This is a genomic window from uncultured Kluyvera sp. (genome assembly GCF_902485085.1).
Taxonomy (GTDB): domain Bacteria; phylum Pseudomonadota; class Gammaproteobacteria; order Enterobacterales; family Enterobacteriaceae; genus Kluyvera; species Kluyvera ascorbata.
This window is the reverse complement of the sequence record NZ_CABTJS010000115.1, coordinates 15,063-33,914: the sequence shown is the minus strand read 5'-3', so window position 1 is coordinate 33,914 and position 18,852 is coordinate 15,063. Positions and strand designations below refer to the sequence as shown.

At 57.7% G+C, this 18,852-nt stretch carries 14 protein-coding genes and 1 riboswitch; of the genes, 4 read left to right on the top strand and 10 right to left on the bottom strand.

Annotated features, from left to right (window positions below):
- Nucleotides 1–63: 63 nt before the first annotated feature.
- The gene (gene djlA / locus RDN66_RS13745) at nucleotides 64–888 is read left to right on the top strand and encodes a co-chaperone DjlA (RefSeq protein ID WP_035895425.1); all 825 of its coding nucleotides are present in this window, start codon (nucleotides 64–66) and stop codon (nucleotides 886–888) included.
- Nucleotides 889–988: 100 nt separating this feature from the next.
- Here the strand turns inward: djlA and rluA are convergent, their stop codons facing one another.
- From rluA to araB, 6 genes are all read right to left on the bottom strand, one after another.
- On the bottom strand, nucleotides 989–1,648 hold the full coding sequence (gene rluA, locus RDN66_RS13740) for a bifunctional tRNA pseudouridine(32) synthase/23S rRNA pseudouridine(746) synthase RluA (protein ID WP_202216500.1): 660 nt from the start codon (nucleotides 1,646–1,648) through the stop codon (nucleotides 989–991).
- A gap of 11 nt (nucleotides 1,649–1,659) precedes the next feature.
- Nucleotides 1,660–4,566: an RNA polymerase-associated protein RapA gene (rapA, locus tag RDN66_RS13735; RefSeq protein WP_202216499.1), complete on the bottom strand. Its 2,907-nt coding sequence runs from the start codon at nucleotides 4,564–4,566 to the stop codon at nucleotides 1,660–1,662.
- 132 nt (nucleotides 4,567–4,698) lie between these two features.
- The gene (gene polB, locus RDN66_RS13730; protein WP_202216498.1) at nucleotides 4,699–7,056 is read right to left on the bottom strand and encodes a DNA polymerase II; all 2,358 of its coding nucleotides are present in this window, start codon (nucleotides 7,054–7,056) and stop codon (nucleotides 4,699–4,701) included.
- A gap of 138 nt (nucleotides 7,057–7,194) precedes the next feature.
- On the bottom strand, nucleotides 7,195–7,890 hold the full coding sequence (gene araD / locus RDN66_RS13725; protein ID WP_202216497.1) for an L-ribulose-5-phosphate 4-epimerase: 696 nt from the start codon (nucleotides 7,888–7,890) through the stop codon (nucleotides 7,195–7,197).
- A gap of 127 nt (nucleotides 7,891–8,017) precedes the next feature.
- Nucleotides 8,018–9,520, bottom strand: coding sequence for an L-arabinose isomerase (gene araA, locus RDN66_RS13720; RefSeq protein WP_035895433.1), 1,503 nt, complete (start codon nucleotides 9,518–9,520; stop codon nucleotides 8,018–8,020).
- An 11-nt stretch (nucleotides 9,521–9,531) separates the two neighbouring features.
- Nucleotides 9,532–11,238: a ribulokinase gene (gene araB / locus RDN66_RS13715; RefSeq protein WP_202216496.1), complete on the bottom strand. Its 1,707-nt coding sequence runs from the start codon at nucleotides 11,236–11,238 to the stop codon at nucleotides 9,532–9,534.
- A 338-nt stretch (nucleotides 11,239–11,576) separates the two neighbouring features.
- On the opposite strand from araB, the gene araC reads away from it, so the two are divergent.
- Nucleotides 11,577–12,422, top strand: a complete 846-nt coding sequence (gene araC / locus RDN66_RS13710) for an arabinose operon transcriptional regulator AraC (protein WP_123650728.1) — start codon at nucleotides 11,577–11,579, stop codon at nucleotides 12,420–12,422.
- A 129-nt stretch (nucleotides 12,423–12,551) separates the two neighbouring features.
- A complete protein-coding gene (locus tag RDN66_RS13705) occupies nucleotides 12,552–13,319 on the top strand; it encodes a DedA family protein (protein ID WP_308537921.1) in 768 nt (255 codons plus the stop codon).
- A 37-nt stretch (nucleotides 13,320–13,356) separates the two neighbouring features.
- Here RDN66_RS13705 and thiQ read toward each other — a convergent pair whose 3' ends face one another.
- The 4 genes from thiQ to sgrR form a co-directional block, all read right to left on the bottom strand.
- Nucleotides 13,357–14,055 carry a thiamine ABC transporter ATP-binding protein ThiQ gene (thiQ, locus tag RDN66_RS13700; RefSeq protein WP_202216495.1) on the bottom strand — a complete coding sequence of 233 codons (699 nt, stop codon included), beginning with the start codon at nucleotides 14,053–14,055 and terminating at the stop codon, nucleotides 13,357–13,359.
- Complete coding sequence (gene thiP / locus RDN66_RS13695) at nucleotides 14,039–15,649, bottom strand: thiamine/thiamine pyrophosphate ABC transporter permease ThiP (protein WP_202216494.1); 1,611 nt, start codon at nucleotides 15,647–15,649, stop codon at nucleotides 14,039–14,041. Before thiP ends, thiQ begins: the two co-directional genes overlap by 17 nt.
- Nucleotides 15,625–16,608 carry a thiamine ABC transporter substrate binding subunit gene (gene thiB / locus RDN66_RS13690; RefSeq protein ID WP_123650730.1) on the bottom strand — a complete coding sequence of 328 codons (984 nt, stop codon included), beginning with the start codon at nucleotides 16,606–16,608 and terminating at the stop codon, nucleotides 15,625–15,627. The genes thiP and thiB overlap by 25 nt, the downstream gene beginning before the upstream one ends.
- A gap of 30 nt (nucleotides 16,609–16,638) precedes the next feature.
- Nucleotides 16,639–16,858: riboswitch (TPP riboswitch) on the bottom strand.
- Between the two features lie 35 nt (nucleotides 16,859–16,893).
- The gene (gene sgrR, locus RDN66_RS13685; RefSeq protein WP_035893004.1) at nucleotides 16,894–18,549 is read right to left on the bottom strand and encodes an HTH-type transcriptional regulator SgrR; all 1,656 of its coding nucleotides are present in this window, start codon (nucleotides 18,547–18,549) and stop codon (nucleotides 16,894–16,896) included.
- A 98-nt stretch (nucleotides 18,550–18,647) separates the two neighbouring features.
- Here sgrR and sgrT point away from each other — a divergent pair, with 98 nt between their 5' ends.
- The gene (gene sgrT, locus RDN66_RS13680) at nucleotides 18,648–18,785 is read left to right on the top strand and encodes a glucose uptake inhibitor SgrT (protein WP_115074862.1); all 138 of its coding nucleotides are present in this window, start codon (nucleotides 18,648–18,650) and stop codon (nucleotides 18,783–18,785) included.
- Nucleotides 18,786–18,852 lie beyond the last annotated feature (67 nt).

Here is an 18,852-nt window from a genome sequence, read left to right as displayed (position 1 = left end):
GGCATTGAATGACAGGTATGATAATGCATATTTTAGCCGCTGGCATGACGATTTGGGGAGTATATGCAGTATTGGGGAAAAGTGATTGGTGTGGCCGTCGCCCTGATGATGGGCGGAGGGTTCTGGGGCGTTGTCCTCGGGCTGCTCGTGGGTCATATGTTTGACAAGGCGCGAAGCCGTCGTATGAACTGGTTTGCCAATCAACAGCAGCGTCAGTCGCTGTTTTTTGCCACCACCTTTGAAGTGATGGGCCATCTGACCAAATCGAAAGGGCGCGTGACCGAAGCGGATATTCATGTCGCCAGTCTGTTTATGGACCGCATGAATCTGCACGGCGAGTCCCGCACGGCGGCACAGCAGGCGTTTCGCGTGGGTAAAGCCGACAACTACCCGCTGCGCGAAAAGATGCGTCAGTTCCGTAGCGTCTGCTTTGGTCGTTTTGATCTTATTCGTATGTTTCTGGAGATTCAGATTCAGGCGGCGTTTGCCGACGGGTCTCTGCATCCCAACGAACGCGACGTGCTGTACGTGATTGCCGAAGAGTTGGGGATTTCCCACGCGCAGTTCGACCAGTTCCTGCGCATGATGCAGGGCGGCGCGCAGTTTGGCGGCGGCTACCATCAGCAGTCTCAGGGCGGTCAGGGTGGCGGTTGGCAACAGGCGCAGCGCGGGCCGACGCTAGAAGATGCGTGTAACGTGCTGGGCGTGAAGCCGAGTGACGATGCCACGACCATCAAACGCGCCTATCGCAAGCAGATGAGCGAACATCACCCGGATAAGCTGGTGGCGAAAGGGCTGCCGCCGGAGATGATGGAGATGGCCAAGCAGAAGGCGCAGGAAATTCAGAAAGCGTACGAGCTGATAAAAGAACAGAAGGGATTTAAGTAAGGTGCGTGAACCCGGGGTCGCTGGTGCTTGCCCGGGCTACATTCGTGCATATTGGTAGCCCGGGCGAGCGCCAGCGACCCCGGGAAAACCCTGGCACAATCTAAAAATCGACCGGTGCCTTAAACGTCATGCTATTACCAAACTGCGGATGGGTAATGGTGAGCGTCTCCGCATGGAGCTGCAAACGCGGTGCCATCGCTAGCGCTTCGTCGTGCGCATAAAAGCGGTCGCCCAGAATCGGGTGACCCAGCGCCAGCATATGCACGCGCAGCTGGTGTGAACGCCCGGTAATCGGTTTGAGCTTCACCCGCGCGGTGTTATCCGGCGCATATTCCAGCACTTCATACTCCGTTTGCGCAGACTTGCCGGTTTCATAACACACCTTCTGCTTCGGCCGGTTCGGCCAGTCGCAAATCAGCGGTAAATCCACCAGGCCTTCCTGCGGCTGCGGGTGACCCCATACGCGCGCCACGTACTGCTTTTTCGGCTCGCGCTCACGGAATTGACGCTTCAGTTCTCTTTCTGCCGCTTTGGTCAGGGCCACGACGATAACGCCGCTGGTCGCCATATCGAGGCGGTGTACGGACTCCGCCAGCGGATAATCGCGCTGTACGCGGGTCATCACGCTGTCTTTATGCTCTTCCTGACGGCCCGGGACGGACAACAGGCCGCTTGGCTTGTTGACCACCATAATGTGCTCGTCCTGGTAGAGGATCACCAGCCACGGGTCCTGTGGCGGATGATAGTTTTCCATGCCCATAGCGGCTCCGATTACTGGTGAGTGACGACGATAAGACGCAGTGCGTCCAGACGCCATCCCGCCTGCGACAGGCTTTCCATCACCTGCTGGCGGTTGCTTTCAATCGCGGACAGCTCGTCGTCACGGATGTTTGGGTTCACCGCCTTCAACGCTTCCAGACGCGACAGTTCCGCGCTGAGCTTCTCGTCCGCCTCTTCCCGTGCCGCGGTAATCAGCGCCTGAGCGGCTTGCTCAATCTGCGCTTCACCTTTTTGCAGAATGGTATGCACGTCCTGCTGCACCGCGTTCACCAGCTTGCTGCCGGTATGACGGTTCACCGCGCTGAGCTGGCGGTTGAAGGTTTCAAACTCAACCTGCGCGGCAAGGTTAGTGCCGTTTTTATCCAGCAGCATACGCACCGGCGTTGGCGGCAGGAAGCGGTTGAGCTGCAGCTGTTTCGGTGCCTGCGCTTCAACCACGTAAATCAGCTCGACCAGCAGCGTACCCACCGGCAGCGCTTTGTTTTTCAGCAGGGAGATAGTGCTGCTGCCGGTATCACCGGAGAGGATGAGATCCAGACCGTTGTGAATCAGCGGGTGTTCCCAGGTCAGGAACTGTGCGTCTTCGCGAGACAACGCCACGTCACGCTCGAAGGTGACGGTGCAGCCATCTTCCGGCAGGCCCGGGAAGTCCGGAACCAGCATGTGGTCGGACGGAGTCAGGACGATCAGGTGCTCACCGCGATCGTCCTGGTTGATACCGACGATATCGAACAGGTTCATGGCGAAGGCGATCAGGTTGGTGTCGTCATCCTGCTCTTCGATGCTTTCAGCAAGACGCTGCGCCTTTTCTCCGCCGTTGGAGTGGATCTCCAGCAGACGGTCGCGGCCCTGTTCCAACTGTGCTTTCAGCGCTTCGTGCTGTTCGCGGCAGTTCTTGATGAGGTCGTCGAAGCCGTCGCTGTTTTCCGGTGCTGCCAGGTAGTTGATTAACTGGTCATGCACGCTGTCATAAATGGTACGACCGGTCGGGCAAGTGTGCTCAAAGGCATCCAGACCTTCGTGGAACCAACGAACCAGCACTGACTGCGCGGTTTTTTCCAGGTACGGGACGTGAATCTGAATATCGTGCGCCTGACCGATACGGTCCAGACGGCCGATACGCTGTTCCAGCAGGTCCGGGTTGAACGGCAGGTCGAACATCACCAGGTTGCTGGCGAACTGGAAGTTACGGCCTTCAGAACCGATTTCCGAGCACAACAGTACCTGTGCGCCGCTGTCTTCCTCGCCGAACCAGGCGGCGGCGCGGTCGCGTTCAATAATCGACATGCCCTCGTGGAACACGGCGGCACGGATGCCTTCGCGTTCGCGCAGAACCTGCTCCAGCTGCAGGGCGGTGGCCGCTTTGGCGCAGATAACCAGCACTTTCTGCGAACGGTGGCTGGTCAGGTAGCCCATCAGCCATTCGACGCGTGGGTCGAAGTTCCACCAGGTGCCGGTGTCGCCTTCAAATTCTTGATAAATCTGCTCTGGATACAGCATATCGCGTGCGCGTTCTTCAGCCGTTTTGCGCGCGCCCATAATGCCGGAAACTTTAATGGCCGTTTGATACTGGGTTGGCAGCGGCAGCTTGATGGTGTGCAGTTCGCGTTTCGGGAAGCCTTTCACGCCGTTACGGGTGTTACGGAACAGCACGCGGCTGGTGCCGTGGCGGTCCATCAGCATGCTGATAAGCTCCTGACGAGCCGCTTCAGCACCGTCGCGATCGCTGTTGGCGGTTTGCAGCAGGGCTTCGATATCCTGCTCGCCAATCAGTTCGCCCAGCATGTTCAGTTCGTCGTTGCTGAGCTTGTTGCCTGCCAGCAGCAGGGCGACAGCGTCGGCTACCGGGCGGTAGTTTTTCTGTTCTTCAACAAACTGCTCGAAATCGTGGAAGCGGTTTGGGTCCAGCAGACGCAGACGCGCAAAGTGGCTTTCCATCCCCAGCTGTTCCGGGGTTGCCGTCAGCAACAGTACGCCAGGTACGCGCTCGGCGAGCTGTTCAATGGCTTGATATTCGCGGCTTGGCGCATCTTCGCTCCACACCAGGTGGTGCGCTTCGTCGACCACCATGATATCCCACTCAGCTTCGCACAGGTTTTCCAGACGCTGCTTGTTGCGGCGAACGAAGTCCAGCGAGCAGATAACCAGCTGTTCGGTTTCAAACGGGTTGTAGGCATCGTGCTGAGCTTCGGCATAGCGTTCATCGTCGAACAGCGCAAAGCGCAGGTTGAAACGACGCAGCATTTCAACCAGCCACTGGTGCTGGAGGGTTTCCGGGACGATGACCAGCACGCGCTGGGCGGCACCAGACAGCAACTGCTGGTGCAGGATCATCCCGGCTTCAATGGTTTTACCTAAGCCGACTTCGTCTGCCAGCAGCACGCGCGGCGCATGGCGACGGCCCACGTCATGGGCGATGTTGAGCTGGTGCGGGATAAGGCTGGTGCGCTGACCGCGCAGGCCGCTCCACGGCATACGGTATTGTTCACTCTGGTATTTACGCGCGCGATAGCGCAGAGCAAATCGGTCCATGCGGTCGATTTGCCCGGCAAAGAGACGGTCCTGCGGTTTGCTGAACACCAGTTTGCTGTCGAGCAGCACTTCGCGCATCATGACGCCGGTCTCTTCGGTGTCCTGACGGGTGCCGATGTAGGCCAGCAGGCCATTTTCTTCTATTACTTCGTCAACGAGCAGCTGCCAGCCTTCATGGCTTGTAATCGTGTCGCCGGGATTAAACATAACGCGGGTCACGGGGGAGTCGCTACGCGCATACAGACGATTCTCTCCGGTTGCCGGGAAGAGTAGGGTGACGGTGCGTGCATCCATTGCAACAACGGTACCAAGTCCCAGTTCGCTTTCTGTATCGCTGATCCAGCGTTGACCAAGTGTAAAAGGCATATGCGTTCGGCTCTATCTTTAATAAATTGCAGGCAATATTCATCCACCACCTTTATAAACAGGCGGTGAGTGAATTTGGTCCAGGAATGGAAAGGGCGCTATGGTACTGGATGGCGAGACGTTAGTCACCTGTCAAAATAGACCCAGTTGCCCTGTCACTATTGTAGCAAAATCATCGTCGACAAAGGGGAGAATTCCTTCAGCAACCGGGGCTAATTGTTTGGTCAGGTAGTGGTCGTAATCGAGCGGTGATTGCTGATAGGCCAGTGGTTCCGGGCCGTTGGTGGTCCAGACGTAGCGAATGCTGCCGCGCTGTTGATACTGCTGCGGACGTCCTAACCGCACGTTGTGTTCATCAGCAAGACGGGCGGCGCGCACGTGCGGCGGAATATTTTTCTGATACTCGGCCAGCGGGCGGCGCAATTGCTTGCGGTAAACCAGCTGGTCATCGAGTTCGCCTGCCATCAGTTTATCAATGGTTTCAAGGATGAAGTCCCGGTAGGGCTCGTTGCGGAAGATGCGCAAATACAGCGCCTGCTGGAATTGTTGCGCCAGCGGCGTCCAGTCGGTACGCACCGTTTCCAGCCCTTTGTACAGCATCCGCTGTTCGCTGCCTTCCTGAATCATCCCCGCATAGCGTTTTTTGCTGCCGGTATCGGCACCGCGGATGGTTGGCATCAGGAAGCGGCAGAAGTGAGTTTCAAACTCCAGCTCCAGCGCGCTGGTCAGCCCTTTTTTTTGCAGTTCATCTGCCCACCACTGGTTGACGAAATCGACCAGCGCGCGGCCAATGGCTCCGGCCTCTTCTTCGCCGTGAGCCCGTTTGAGCCAGACGAAGGTGGAGTCGGTATCACCGTAAATCACGTCGTAGCCCTGAGATTCAATCAGCGCTTTGGTCTGACGCATGATCGCGTGGCCGCGCATGGTGATCGACGACGCCAGCCTAGGGTCGAAAAAGCGGCAGGCGCTGGTGCCCAGCACGCCATAAAAGGCATTCATGATGATCTTCAGCGCCTGCGATAGTGGCTTGTTTTTGTGTTGCTTGGCTTCATCGCGGGCGTGCCAGATCTGGCTGACGATCCCCGGCAGGCAGTGTTTGTCGCGAGAGAACCAGGCGTCGAGAAAACCTTCAGTGCTGTGCTGCGTGTCCGGATGTGCCATACCTTCAATCAATCCAACCGGATCAATCAGGAATGAGCGGATGATCGACGGGTACAGGCTTTTATAATCCAGCACCAGTACGGAATCGTACAGCCCGGGGCGCGAGTCCATGACATAACCGCCGGGGCTTGCCTGCGGCGGCACTTCACCGAGGTTTGGCGCAACAAAGCCCAGGCGGTGCATACGCGGAAAATAGAGGTGGCTGAAGGCGGCTACCGAGCCACCGTGCCGGTCGACCGCCAGCCCGTTAACCGTCGCGCGTTCCAGCAAAAATGGCATGATCTCGGTTTTGTGAAAGATGCGCGTGACCAGCTCGCAGTCTTTGAGGTTATAGGTGGCTAATGCGGGCTTATCTTCGGCGAAACGGCGGTCAATTTCGTCCATTCTGTCCCACGGATTATCGATAGCTTTGCCTTCGCCCAGCAGCTCCCGGGAGACGTTTTCCAGCGAGAACGACGTGAAGCTCCAGAAGGCGGATTTTAAGGCGTCGATGCCGTCGATAATTAAGCGTCCAGCGGCCTGGGCGAAGAAGACGCCGTTCTTAAAGCCGTGTTCGCGCCATTCGAGTTCGCTGTTTCCACGGCCCAACAACAGCTGCACCCGGTAGCGTTCGGCGCTTTTTTGCAGCACGCGCAGATCGAACTGCACCACGTTCCAGCCAATCAGCACGTCCGGATCATGTTCGGCAAACCAGGCGTTGAGTTTCTCCAGCAGCAGCGGACGGCTGGCGACATATTCAAGGTGGAAATCGACCTGCGGCTGCTGCTCTGGCTCGGTGCCGAGCATATAGACGGTGCGTTGCCCGCAGCCTTCAAGGCCAATGCAGTAGAGCTCGCCGTGGCGGCTGGTCTCGATATCTAACGATACCCACTTCAGCGGCGGACGGTATTCCGGGTTGGGCTTCATGCGCGCCTGGGTCAATGCGTTGCCGCGCGCGGTGCCTTCTACCCAAACCGGTGCGGTGATAAAGCGCTCCATCAGATAGCGCTCTGGCGGACGGATATCAGCTTCGTAGACGGTAATGCCGTTTTCACGCAGCAGTTTTTCCAGCCGCATCAGTTGGCGATGCGCGCGACAGTAGAGGCCAAAAACAGGCTGGCGATGGAAATCTTTGAGCGTAAGCGGCGCAAGGCGCAGGCCGTTTTCATCCTTCAGCAGGCGTTCAACCTGTGCGCGCTGAGCCTCGGGGATAAACGCCACCGACTCCTGCGGCGGTAAGGTAACCTGTAGCGGGCCGTCGTCCGTCGCTAGCCAGAAAGCCAGTTCGGTACCCTGCGGGGTATCCCGCCAGTGACGGGTAAGGAGAAAACCTGCTTGTGGCTGGGTCACGCGTGAGCTCATCCATAAAAAAACCAGGCTTGATTATAGCCTGGTTTAAGGGAGAGTGCTGGTGGTTTATACAGGTGTTATCGGTGAGATCCCGGAGTCGGCTGCGTCTCATCCGGGCTACAGAGAGCGCTGCCGGAGTTACTGGCCGTAATACGCTTTTGCCCCGTGCTTACGCAGGTAGTGTTTATCCAGCAGCGTCTGCTGCATATCCGGAAGCTGTGGCGCGAGCTGACGGCAGAAGATGCCCATATAGGCAATCTCTTCCAGCACGATAGCGTTGTGCACCGCGTCTTCGGCGTTTTTGCCCCAGGCAAATGGGCCGTGGGAGTGCACCAGCACGCCGGGCATTTGCGCTGGGTCGATGTCGTTCTCGCGGAAGGTTTCGACGATGACCGCGCCGGTTTCCCACTCGTAGTCACCGTTGATTTCCGCATCGGTCATCAGGCGGGTGCAGGGCACCGAGCCGTAGAAATAGTCCGCGTGGGTCGTTCCCGTGGCGGGGATAGGTTGTCCGGCCTGCGCCCAGATGGTTGCGTGGCGGGAGTGGGTGTGGACAATGCCGCCGAGCGTTGGGAATGCTTGATACAGCAGGCGATGGGTTGGAGTATCCGAGGACGGTTTTTTGTTACCTTCCACTACTTCGCCGGTTTCCAGGCTCACCACCACCATATCGTCCGCGGTCATCACGCTGTAGTCGACGCCGGAAGGTTTGATAACCAGCACACCGCGCTCGCGGTCAACGGCGCTGACGTTGCCCCAGGTCAGGGTCACCAGATTGTGCTTTGGCAGTGCCAGGTTGGCTTCCAGCACCTGGCGTTTGAGATCTTCTAACATGTTTTGCTCCGAGTCTGAATTTCCCTCACCCCGGCCCTCTCCCGGAGGGAGAGGAGGAAGGGCGACTATGCGCGCTATCGGTACCCTCTCGCCTTCGGGGAGAGGGTTGGGTGAGGGGAAAATCGGCTTAACGTTTGAACCCGTAATACACTTCGTTCCAGCGCAGCGCGTCTTTAAACGCCGGCAGGCGGGTGTCGTTGTCGATAACGGCAATCTCGATATCGTGCAGTTCGGCGAACTGGCGCATGTCGTCCAGCGTCAGCGCATGGCTGAATACGGTGTGGTGCGCGCCACCGGCCAGGATCCACGCTTCTGAGGCGGTTTCCAGGTTCGGATGAGCTTTCCACAGCGCGTTGGCCACCGGCAGTTTCGGCAGGTCGTGAGGGGTTTTCACCGTTTCGATGGTATTGACCAGCAGACGATAACGGTCGCCGAGGTCAATCATGCTCGCCACGACGGCCGGGCCGGTTTGGGTGTTGAAGATAAGACGCGCTGGGTCGGCCTTACCGCCAATGCCCAGGTGCTGTACGTCGAGCAGTGGTTTCTCTTCCACAGCAATGGATGGGCAGACTTCCAGCATGTGCGAGCCCAGTACCAGGTCGTTCCCACCGTTGAAGTGGTAGGTGTAGTCTTCCATAAATGAGGTGCCGCCCTGTAGACCGGTCGACATCACTTTCATAATGCGAAGCAGGGCGGCAGTTTTCCAGTCGCCTTCACCCGCAAAGCCGTAGCCCTGCTGCATCAGGCGCTGCACGGCGAGGCCCGGGAGCTGCTTCAGGCCGTGCAAATCTTCAAAGGTGGTGGTGAACGCGTGGAAACCGCCTTCTTCCAGGAAGCGTTTCATTCCCAGTTCAATGCGTGCCGCGTCCAGGACATTCTGACGTTTGTCCCCGTGAATCTGCGTGGCGGGCGTGAAGCGGTAGCTGCTTTCGTACTCGTCAATCAGCGCATTGATTTCGCCTTCGGTCACGGCGTTAACCACCTGCACCAGATCGCCGACAGCCCAGGTATTGACCGAGAAACCGAACTTAATCTGCGCGGCGACTTTATCACCGTCGGTGACCGCCACTTCACGCATGTTATCGCCGAAGCGGCACACTTTCAGTTGACGGGTATCCTGTTTAGAGACGGCCTGACGCATCCAGGAGCCAATACGCTCGTGGGCGTGTTTATCCTGCCAGTGGCCGGTTACAACGCTGTGCTGCTGACGCATACGCGCGCCGATGAAGCCGAACTCGCGGCCGCCGTGCGCGGTCTGGTTCAGGTTCATAAAGTCCATATCGATGCTGTCCCATGGCAGGGAGGCATTGAACTGCGTGTGGAACTGCAGCAGCGGTTTATTGAGGATAGTCAGGCCATTGATCCACATCTTCGCGGGTGAGAAGGTGTGCAGCCAGACGATCATACCGGCGCATTTGTTGTCGTAGTTGGCATCGCGACAGATGGCGGTAATTTCATCCGGGCGCGTGCCCAGCGGTTTTAGCACTAGTTTGCACGGCAGTTTCGCTTCCGCATTTAAGGCATTGACGACCTGCTCCGCGTTTTGCGTCACCTGGCGCAGCGTTTCCGGCCCGTACAGGTGCTGGCTACCAATGACAAACCACACTTCATAATTATCAAAAACGGTCATAGTCGTATCCTTTAATGAGTCAGGGCTGCCTGAGAAGCGGCGGATTTTTCCGCGGATGCAGCCGGGAGATAATGTTGTTCGGCGCTCACGGCCCATTGCAGATAGCGCTGATAGAGTTCTTCAAAGCGCTGAGCCTGCTGTGGCTGTGGTTGCAAGGTGTGTTCGACCTGGCTTGCCATTTGTTGCTGGGCAGCCGGAATGTCGGTATGTACGCGTGCGGCAACGGCGGCGAAGATGGCCGCGCCCAGCGCACAGCATTGGTCAGAGGCGACAATTTGCAGCGGACGGTTCAGTACGTCGCAACAGGCCTGCATGATGACGCGGTTTTTACGGGCGATACCGCCCAGCGCCATAACGTTGTTGACCGGAATGCCCTGCTCGGTGAAGCACTCCATAATGGCGCGAGCACCAAAAGCCGTGGCGGCAATCAGCCCGCCGAACAGCGCCGGGGCATCGGTAGCAAGATTCAGGTCGGTGATGACCCCTTTCAGACGCTGGTTGGCATTTGGCGTACGGCGACCGTTAAACCAGTCGAGGACGACCGGCAAATGGTCGAGAGAAGGGTTGTTCGCCCAGGCTTCAGTCAGGGCTGGCAGCAGCTGTTTCTGGCTGTCTTTGATCTGTGCTTTTAGCTCTGGATGTTGAGCCGCAAGCTGCTCCAGCGGCCAGCCGAGAACGCGGCCAAACCAGGCATAGATATCGCCGAAGGCAGATTGACCTGCTTCCATGCCGATAAAGTTCGGCACCACGCTGCCGTCAACCTGACCGCAGATGCCTTTTACCGTGCGGTTGCCGACGCTGTTTTTATCGGCAATTAAGATGTCGCAGGTTGACGTGCCGATAACTTTTACCAGCGTATTCGGTTGAGCCCCCGCACCGACCGCCCCCATATGGCAGTCGAATGCGCCGCCGGAGATAACCACGTTCGTCGACAGCCCCAGGCGTTTCGCCCACTCAGCGGTCAGGTTGCCAACCGGAATATCGGCCGTCCAGGTTTCGCTAAACAGCGGGCAAGGCAGGTGCTGATTAAGAATCGGATCGAGTTCGTCAAAGAATGCCGCTGGCGGCAGGCCGCCCCAGTTTTCGTGCCACAGCGATTTATGCCCGGCGCTGCAGCGGCCGCGGCGGATGTCCTGCGGACGTGTGGTGCCGGAGAGCAGAGCAGGCACCCAGTCGCACAGCTCAATCCAGGAGGCCGCAGCCTGCGCAACGGCGCTGTCTTCGCGGGTAACGTGCAGGATTTTGGCCCAGAACCACTCGCTGGAATATATGCCGCCAATATAGCGGGAGTAGTCTTCTTTGCCCGGCTGGTGGCACAGGCGGGTGATGGCTTCGGCCTCTTCCACCGCGGTGTGGTCTTTCCACAGCACGAACATGGCGTTCGGGTTGTCGGCAAACTCTTCTTTGAGCGCCAGGACGTTACCGTCGGCATCAATAGGCGCAGGCGTTGAGCCGGTGCTATCGACGCCAATACCGACGACGTCGGCGCGTTGTGCGCTGGAGAGTTCACCCAGTACGCCTTTCAGCGCGGCTTCCATGGATTCGATATAGTCGCGCGGGTGGTGGCGAAAACGGTTATTTGGCGCGTCGCAGAAACGCCCTTCCTGCCAGCGTGGATACCATTCGACGCTGGTCGCGATCTCTTCGCCCGTCGCACAATCTACCGCCAGGGCGCGGACTGAATCACTACCAAAATCGAGGCCAATTGCGATTGCCATCGTGTTACTCCATCTCAAAGAATACGTGATAGTGAAACAGTAGATATCCCCGCAAAAAACCGTCAGGCTGGAACCGCTAATCTTATGGATTATCTTGCTGTGACTGTTCAAAGTGTGACGCCGTGCAAATATTCAATGTGGACTTTTCTGCCGTCCTTATAGACACTTCAGTTGTTATCCTGAAGGTGGCGTCTAGCAGGGTTTATTCTCTAAATGCCTTGTTCATCAAGGGATGTCTGTCACTCCTTCCTCGCTGCATCGACAGCACGGCATGGATAACGCTAAAAAGCGGAGTATGGATAATTGGTTTCTTAAGAGCGAAGCGAGAGCGAGCAGAAATGGCTGAAATGCAAAACGATCCCCTGCTACCGGGCTACTCCTTTAACGCCCATCTGGTCGCGGGTTTAACGCCGATTGAAGCCGGTGGTTATCTGGATTTCTTTATCGACCGTCCGCTGGGGATGAAAGGGTTTATCCTCAACCTGACGGTGCGTGGTGAAGGGGTGATTGAGAACCAGGGCAAGCAGTTCGTCTGCCGTCAGGGCGATATGCTGCTGTTTCCGCCGGGCGAAATTCACCACTATGGCCGTCACCCGGATGCCAGTGAGTGGTATCACCAATGGGTCTATTTCCGCCCGCGCGCCTACTGGCACGAGTGGCTGAACTGGCCCGCTATCGTCGCGCAAACTGGTTTTTATCGCCCGGACGAGGCGCATCAAACGGAAATTTCTGAACTGTTTGGCAAGATAATCGACGCCGGGCAGGGAATTGGGCGCTACTCGGAGCATCTGGCGATTAACCTGCTGGAACAGTTGCTGCTGCGCCGCATGGAAGCCATCAATGAATCGCTGCATCCCCCGATGGATAACCGTGTGCGCGATGCGTGCCAGTACATCAGCGACCACCTTGCTGATAGCCACTTTGATATTGCAAGCGTGGCGCAGCACGTCTGCCTGTCGCCGTCGCGCCTGTCGCACCTGTTCCGCCAGCAGCTTGGCGTCAGCGTGCTGAGCTGGCGCGAGGATCAGCGCATCAGCCAGGCCAAGCTACTGCTTAGCACCACGCGAATGCCTATCGCCACCGTGGGGCGCAACGTCGGCTTTGAAGATCAGCTCTATTTTTCCCGCGTATTTAAAAAATGCACCGGCGCGAGTCCCAGCGAATTTCGCGCGGGGTGTGAATAAAAAGTAAAGAAAAGGAAATGCGGTGTGTTGGTTTTTGTCTTTGCCAGTAAACTCTAAAGACAATTGAAGGCTTGACGATGGGGGAGACGCTCTGGAGAATCCCTGCTTCGTTTTCAAACCGGGCACACTATGCAAGCACTGCTGGAACACTTTATTACTCAGTCCACAACCTACTCGCTGATTGCGGTGGCGCTGGTGGCGTTTCTGGAATCACTGGCGCTGGTGGGGCTGATTCTGCCAGGCACCGTGATGATGGCGGGGCTGGGGGCGCTTATTGGCAGCGGCGAGGTGAATTTCTGGCAGGCGTGGTTGGTGGGTATTATTGGCTGCCTGCTGGGTGACTGGGTCTCTTTCTGGCTGGGATGGCGCTTTAAAAAGCCGCTGCATCGCTGGTCATTTATGAAGAAAAACAAATCGCTGCTGGATAAAACCGAACATGCGCTGCATCAGCACAGCATGTTCACTATCCTGGTGGGCCGTTTTGTCGGCCCGACGCGCCCGCTGGTGCCGATGGTGGCCGGTATACTCGACCTGCCGATCGCCAAGTTTATCACCCCCAATATCATTGGCTGCGTGCTGTGGCCACCGCTTTACTTCCTGCCGGGCATTCTGGCCGGAGCGGCAATCGACATTCCTGCGGATGAACACAGCGCCAGCTTTAAATGGCTGCTGCTGGCGGCGGCGCTGCTGCTGTGGGTAGCGGGATGGCTGTGCTGGCGCTTATGGCGCAGCGCCAAAGAGAATCATGACCGCCTGAGCGCGCTGTTAACGCGTCAGCGTCTGCTGTTGCTGGCCCCGCTGGTGCTGGGCGTTGGCGTGGTGGCGCTGGTAAGCGTGATTCGTCACCCGCTGATGCCGGTGTATATCGAGATTTTGCGGAAGGTGGTGGGGCTGTAGTGTGCCGGATAAAGCATCGCTGCCATCCGGCAGAACATCACGCCCGAATGCCAAGCAGCGCGGACGCGCTGGCTTTCCCGCTCAATAACGCCTGCGTATCGCCGTCCCAGGCGATACGCCCTTCCGCAACGACCATCGCGCGCTGTGCAATCCTTGCGGCGTCCTCTACGCTGTGCGAAACCATCAGCAACGTTAAGTTTTGCCGCTGACACACTTCATCAACCAGCTGCAGCATCTCCTGCCGTAGCGCCGGGTCAAGCGCCGAGAACGGTTCATCCAGCAGTAAAATCGGCTGCTCGCGCACCAGACACCGCGCCAGCGCCGCGCGTTGACGTTGGCCGCCGGAGAGCTCACCGGGTAGCCTGTCCAGCATGGACTCAATGCCCATCTGCCCGGCAATCACCTGTAACTTTCGCTTCTGCTCCGCGGTGAGCGACAGGCGCGGGCTCATGCCCAGCCCAATGTTCTGGCGCACGGTCAGGTGACTGAAGAGGTTATTTTCCTGAAACAGCATCGACACCGGGCGCTGCGACGGCGGCGTATGGGTATGCACTCGGCCTTCAAGCATCAGCGTGCCGCTGGCCGGCGTGAGAAAGCCGGCAATCAGGTTCAGCAGCGTGGATTTCCCCGCGCCGCTAGGGCCGAGGATTGCCACTTTCTCGCCCTGGGCAATCGAGGCGTTAAAGCGCATCGGCAGGTGCTGGTAAAGCCAGGTGACATCATTCAGTTTTAACATGGCGTCCGGGTAACTTTTCAATAACGGTGAACAGCAGGAAGCAGAGCAGCAGCAAAATCAGCGCGGTCACCGCGCCATCCTGGCTGCGGTAGGCGCCAATTTGCTGATAGAGATAAAACGGCAACGTGCGGAAATTTTCATTGCCAAACAGCGCCACGACGCCGAAATCACCTATCGACAGCACGCAGGCAAAGGCCAGCGCCTGCGCCAGCGGGCGTTTCAGGGCGCGAAGCTCAACCACTTTCAGTCGATTAAAGCCAGAAAGCCCCAGCGATTCACACAGGATGCTGTAGCGGGCGGTAATATCGCGCATCGGCGTTTCCAGCACTTTAAGGGCATAAGGCACCGCCATCAGGGCGTTGGTGAAAATCACAATACCGTCGGCAGAGTCGGGCAGACCAACGGTGTTGTTGAGCAGCAGGAAGAAGCCGGTGGCCAGCACGATGCCCGGCATGGCGAGGATCAGCATGCCGCTCAGCTCCATCGCCTGCCCGGCCAGCGGCTGGTTGCGGGCGCGCAGCTCGCGGCTGCTCCATAGCAGCATCATGGTCAGCACCACGCAGAGAACCCCGGCGGCAACGGCGATGCGCAATGAGGTGCCAAGCGCCTGCCAGAGTACCGGCTGGGTAAAGACCTGGAACATCGATGGATTCACCCCATCAATCACTACTGCCAGCAGCGGCGGTAGCAGCAGCAGTAGGGTGAGAATAATCAACAGGGTGTCGGTTATTCGGCTGTGCCAGCGGTCGTCCGGATCGCGCCAGCCGTGAACCTGGCTATTACCTACGGCGATGGCTCGACTCAACCGTTGGCTCAGCAGCACCAGCATCAGGCAGCAACCCATCTGGATAAGCGCCAGCATCGCGGCGCGCGCGGGGTCGTAGTCAAAGTTCAGGGACTGGTAGATAGCAAGTTCGATGGTAGTCGCCGAAGGCCCACCGCCGAGCGACAGTACGGTAGCAAAGCTCGCGAAACAGAGCATGAAAATCAGCGTGGCGATGGGGAGGAGCTGTCGGCGCATCCACGGCCATTCCACCAGGCGGAAAAACGGGTAACCACGCATGCCTAATTGAGCGGCAAGCTGGCGCTGCTCGCCGGGGATTTGCTCCAGCGCCTGTAATAGCAGGCGGGTCGCCATTGGCATATTAAAGAACACGTGTGCGAGCAGAATGCCCTGCAGACCGTAAGGCGAGAAGCGCCACTGCCAGCCAAGCCAGGCAAAAAGCTGGGACAGCCAGCCCTGACGTCCGTACACACTTAGAATGCCGAAGACGGCGACCAGCACCGGGAGAATCAACGTCATGGCGCACAGCCGCAGCAGCAGCGCGCGGCCAGGGAAACGCCGTCGGTAAAGCGCTCGGGCCAGGAAAATAGCGGGTACGACTGACAGCAGCGCCGACAGGAACGCCTGCCAGAAGGAGAAGCGCACCACGTGCCACAGGTAGCTATCGCCGAGCAGCGTTGACCACGATGTTTCCGGCGCGTTCAACCACAGCGCCAGAAACGCCGCCAGCGCGACGGCAACCATCAGCGTGGTTGCCGTTAGCCCTGGATACAGCCAGCGGGGAATTAGCGGCTGGCTGCGCGAAGCCATGCGTTAATCCAGTTTTGACGTTCGGTGGCCACCTGCTGTGGGGTAAATTCCAAAGAGGTTTGCGGTTTCACCAGACTATTAAAGCCTTCAGGCAGCGTGACGTTGGTCACCGGATACATCCAGTTGCCGGTTGGAATGGTGTTCTGGAAGGCCGGAGAAACCATAAACTTCAGGAACTCATCGGCCAGCTTCTGCTGTTTGCTGGCCGCGGTTTTGGCCGCGACTTCCACCTGCAGATAGTGGCCTTCGCTAAAGTTCGCCGCCGCGTAGTTATCTTTCTTCTCATCGATGATGTGGTACGCCGGAGAGGTGGTGTAGCTCAGCACCAGGTCACTTTCCCCTTTCAGGAACAGGCCATAGGCTTCGCTCCAGCCTTTGGTCACGGTGACCGTTTTCGCCGCCAGCTTCTGCCAGGCTTCTGGCGCTTTGTCACCGTAGACTTTTTGCATCCACAGCAGCAGGCCGAGACCCGGCGTGCTGGTGCGCGGATCTTCATAAATCACGCGCCATTTCTGGTCGCTTTCGACCAGCTCTTTCAGGCTTTTCGGTGGGTTCTTCAGCTTGTTTTTGTCGTAGACGAAGGCGAAGTAGCCGTAGTCGAACGGCACGAAGGTGTCGTTGTTCCAGCCGCCTGGTACGGTCACGGCATCCGTTGGGACGTTGCTTTTGGCGAACAGCCTGGTGTCGGTTGCGGCCTGTAGCAGGTTGTTATCGAGCCCCAGCACCACGTCGGCTTTGCTGTTTTTGCCTTCCATGCGCAGGCGGTTGAGCAGCGAAACGCCATCTTCCAGCGCCACGTACTTCAGCTCGCAGTTGCAATTGGCTTCAAACGCTTTTTTCACTGCCGGGCCCGGGCCCCAATCAGCCGAAAAAGAGTCGTAGGTATAGACGGTCAGTACAGGCTTGGCGAGGGCCGGAGCGGCAACCAGCACCAGCAGGGGGAGTAATTTTTTGAGCACTTTGCACCTTTATAAAATGGTGGCAAAGGATTTTGAGTTAGCCTCAAATCCCTTCGCCGGGATTATCCGGATCAGGTTCGACGGGTATTTTCTCAGCCCATACACTTCATCCTTCGCGCTGTCTCTGCGTTGGCTACGCTCGCTCGCCCCAGTCACATAGTTATCTATGCTCCTGGGGACTCACTCACTTGCCGCCTTGATACAGCACGAATTATTTTGTGTATGTTTATCAGCACCCCGTTGAGAACGGCACATTGTAATGATTACGTGAATAAATCAAAAGCCTTAAGGATCCGGCGGTGCAAACCAGGCGGATTTAAAGTCGAACCAGCCGAGGGTGTTCATGCGAACGCCGCGCATACTGCGCTGGCCTTGTAGCATCAGCCAGTGGTGGATCAGCGGCACAATAGACTGATTTGCCAGCAGACTTTGGCACCAGTCAGGCAGCGACAGCTCCCCCGCGCGCCAGCGCTGCGCGTCCTGTTCCCAGTCGATGGGGATACAGTGGCGAATCAGCGGGACTTCATAAAGATAGGCAAAGAGTGAGAAATCGAGCGGCAGCGTAAAGTTGGCGCTGTTAAGCCAGATATCGCTGACCACCTCGCCGCGGTGCCACTCATCATAGTCCACTTCCTGAATAACCAGCTTGACCTGATGCGCCGCCAGCAGCGCTTCCATTATCTGGCCGATAGTCCGGTGTTCAACATGATCGCGATAGTAGGTGAGGGTGACCGACTCAAGACCTGCCGGTTTCTCACAGGTGTGGCTACGGGCATGGTGCCAGCGGGGCAGCAGGCCGTAGGCCGGGAACCAGTGGCTCTGGTGCTGCTCGCCTGCGTGATACAGCAGGTTGTTCGGGTGGAAAATGTGGCTCAGCCACTGTCGTACTGCCGGGTTGTTGCCGCGCGAACTGCGTGCGTCAAACAGCAGATAGTAGCAGCCCTCTTCGAGACGGCTTTCCACTGCCTTTTCGCTCTGGGTGGTGCCCTGAAGCGTCAGGCCGCCGTTCGGTTCTTCGCTGATTTCTGGCAGTACCCAAACGTTCACCTCGTCAATCAGCGCCCGGAAACCGAAGTAGTCGTCAAAGGCGTGGATCTTCAGCTGGTTCTGGTTGTTGCGGGCGACCGCATACGGCCCGGTCCCCACCGGCATGCGCGAGAAGTCGCTGAGCGATTGCCATTCGCGGGGCAGGATCATCGCCGATACCTGGCCGAACAACCACGGCAGCCAGCGATCGGGCTCGCTCAGATGCACGTCGAGCGTCCAGGCGGTAGGAGAATGAATGCGCGTGATGTTGGAAAAGAGCGATAGCGTCATGCTGCGATGCAGCGAACTGATGACGTCTTCCATTTCCAGTTCGCGACCGTGATGAAAATGAATGCCGGGGCGCAAGTAAAAACGCCAGTGTAATGGGGAAATGGCCTGCCAATGGTGCGCAATATCCGCTTCCAGTTCCCCATTTACCTCGTTTACTCGGGTCAGTGCGCTGAATATCTGCCGCGCGATATGGGTTTCCGAGCGTCTAAGCGCCGTTCCAGGCAGTAAATTGTGCATCGGGCGATAGTAAAGCACCCGCAGAATATGCCGCCCCTGACGGAAGCTGCGGCCAAGATGCGACACCAGCATCTGGCGCACCGCCGCCTTATCGCCGACTAACTGTACCAGTTGATCGATCCTATCCTGCTCGAGCAAATCTTCCGCGCGCTGTTGCTGAAGCGCCAGCCCGGTATAAAGGAAAGTCAGCTTAGAGCGCTTGCCGCGCCCGGCTTCCGCCTCCCAGGTCAACCATCCGCGTGCCTCCATGGTGTTTAAAAGCGTACGCATATGACGGCGAGAGCAGTTCAGCAGCTCGGCCAGTGAGTTGAGCGTGGTTTCCTGTGATTTTCCCTCACAGCACTGCCACAAACGGATGAACTGCTGCTGTAATCGACCTGAAGGCATAAAAGGGGAACTCCTGATAAAAACTCAGCAATTTATTAATCCCTATATTAAGCCAATAATTGATTTCGATGAAGCGAAGGGGAAATGAGGAGGTCACCATGTATCAGTTCTACCGGCGTTATTTCTCTGCCACCAAAAATGTTTCCTGGCTGGCCCGTCAGGCGACTGCACAGCGGCTTGAAGTGCTGAACTATCTGATGCAATGGGAAGTTACGAACCCGACCTCTGAGTATTAATTCGCCTAATCATGTGTGACTGAGTATTTGCCAGCAGGTATCATCTGCTGGCTTTTTTTTATTCTTT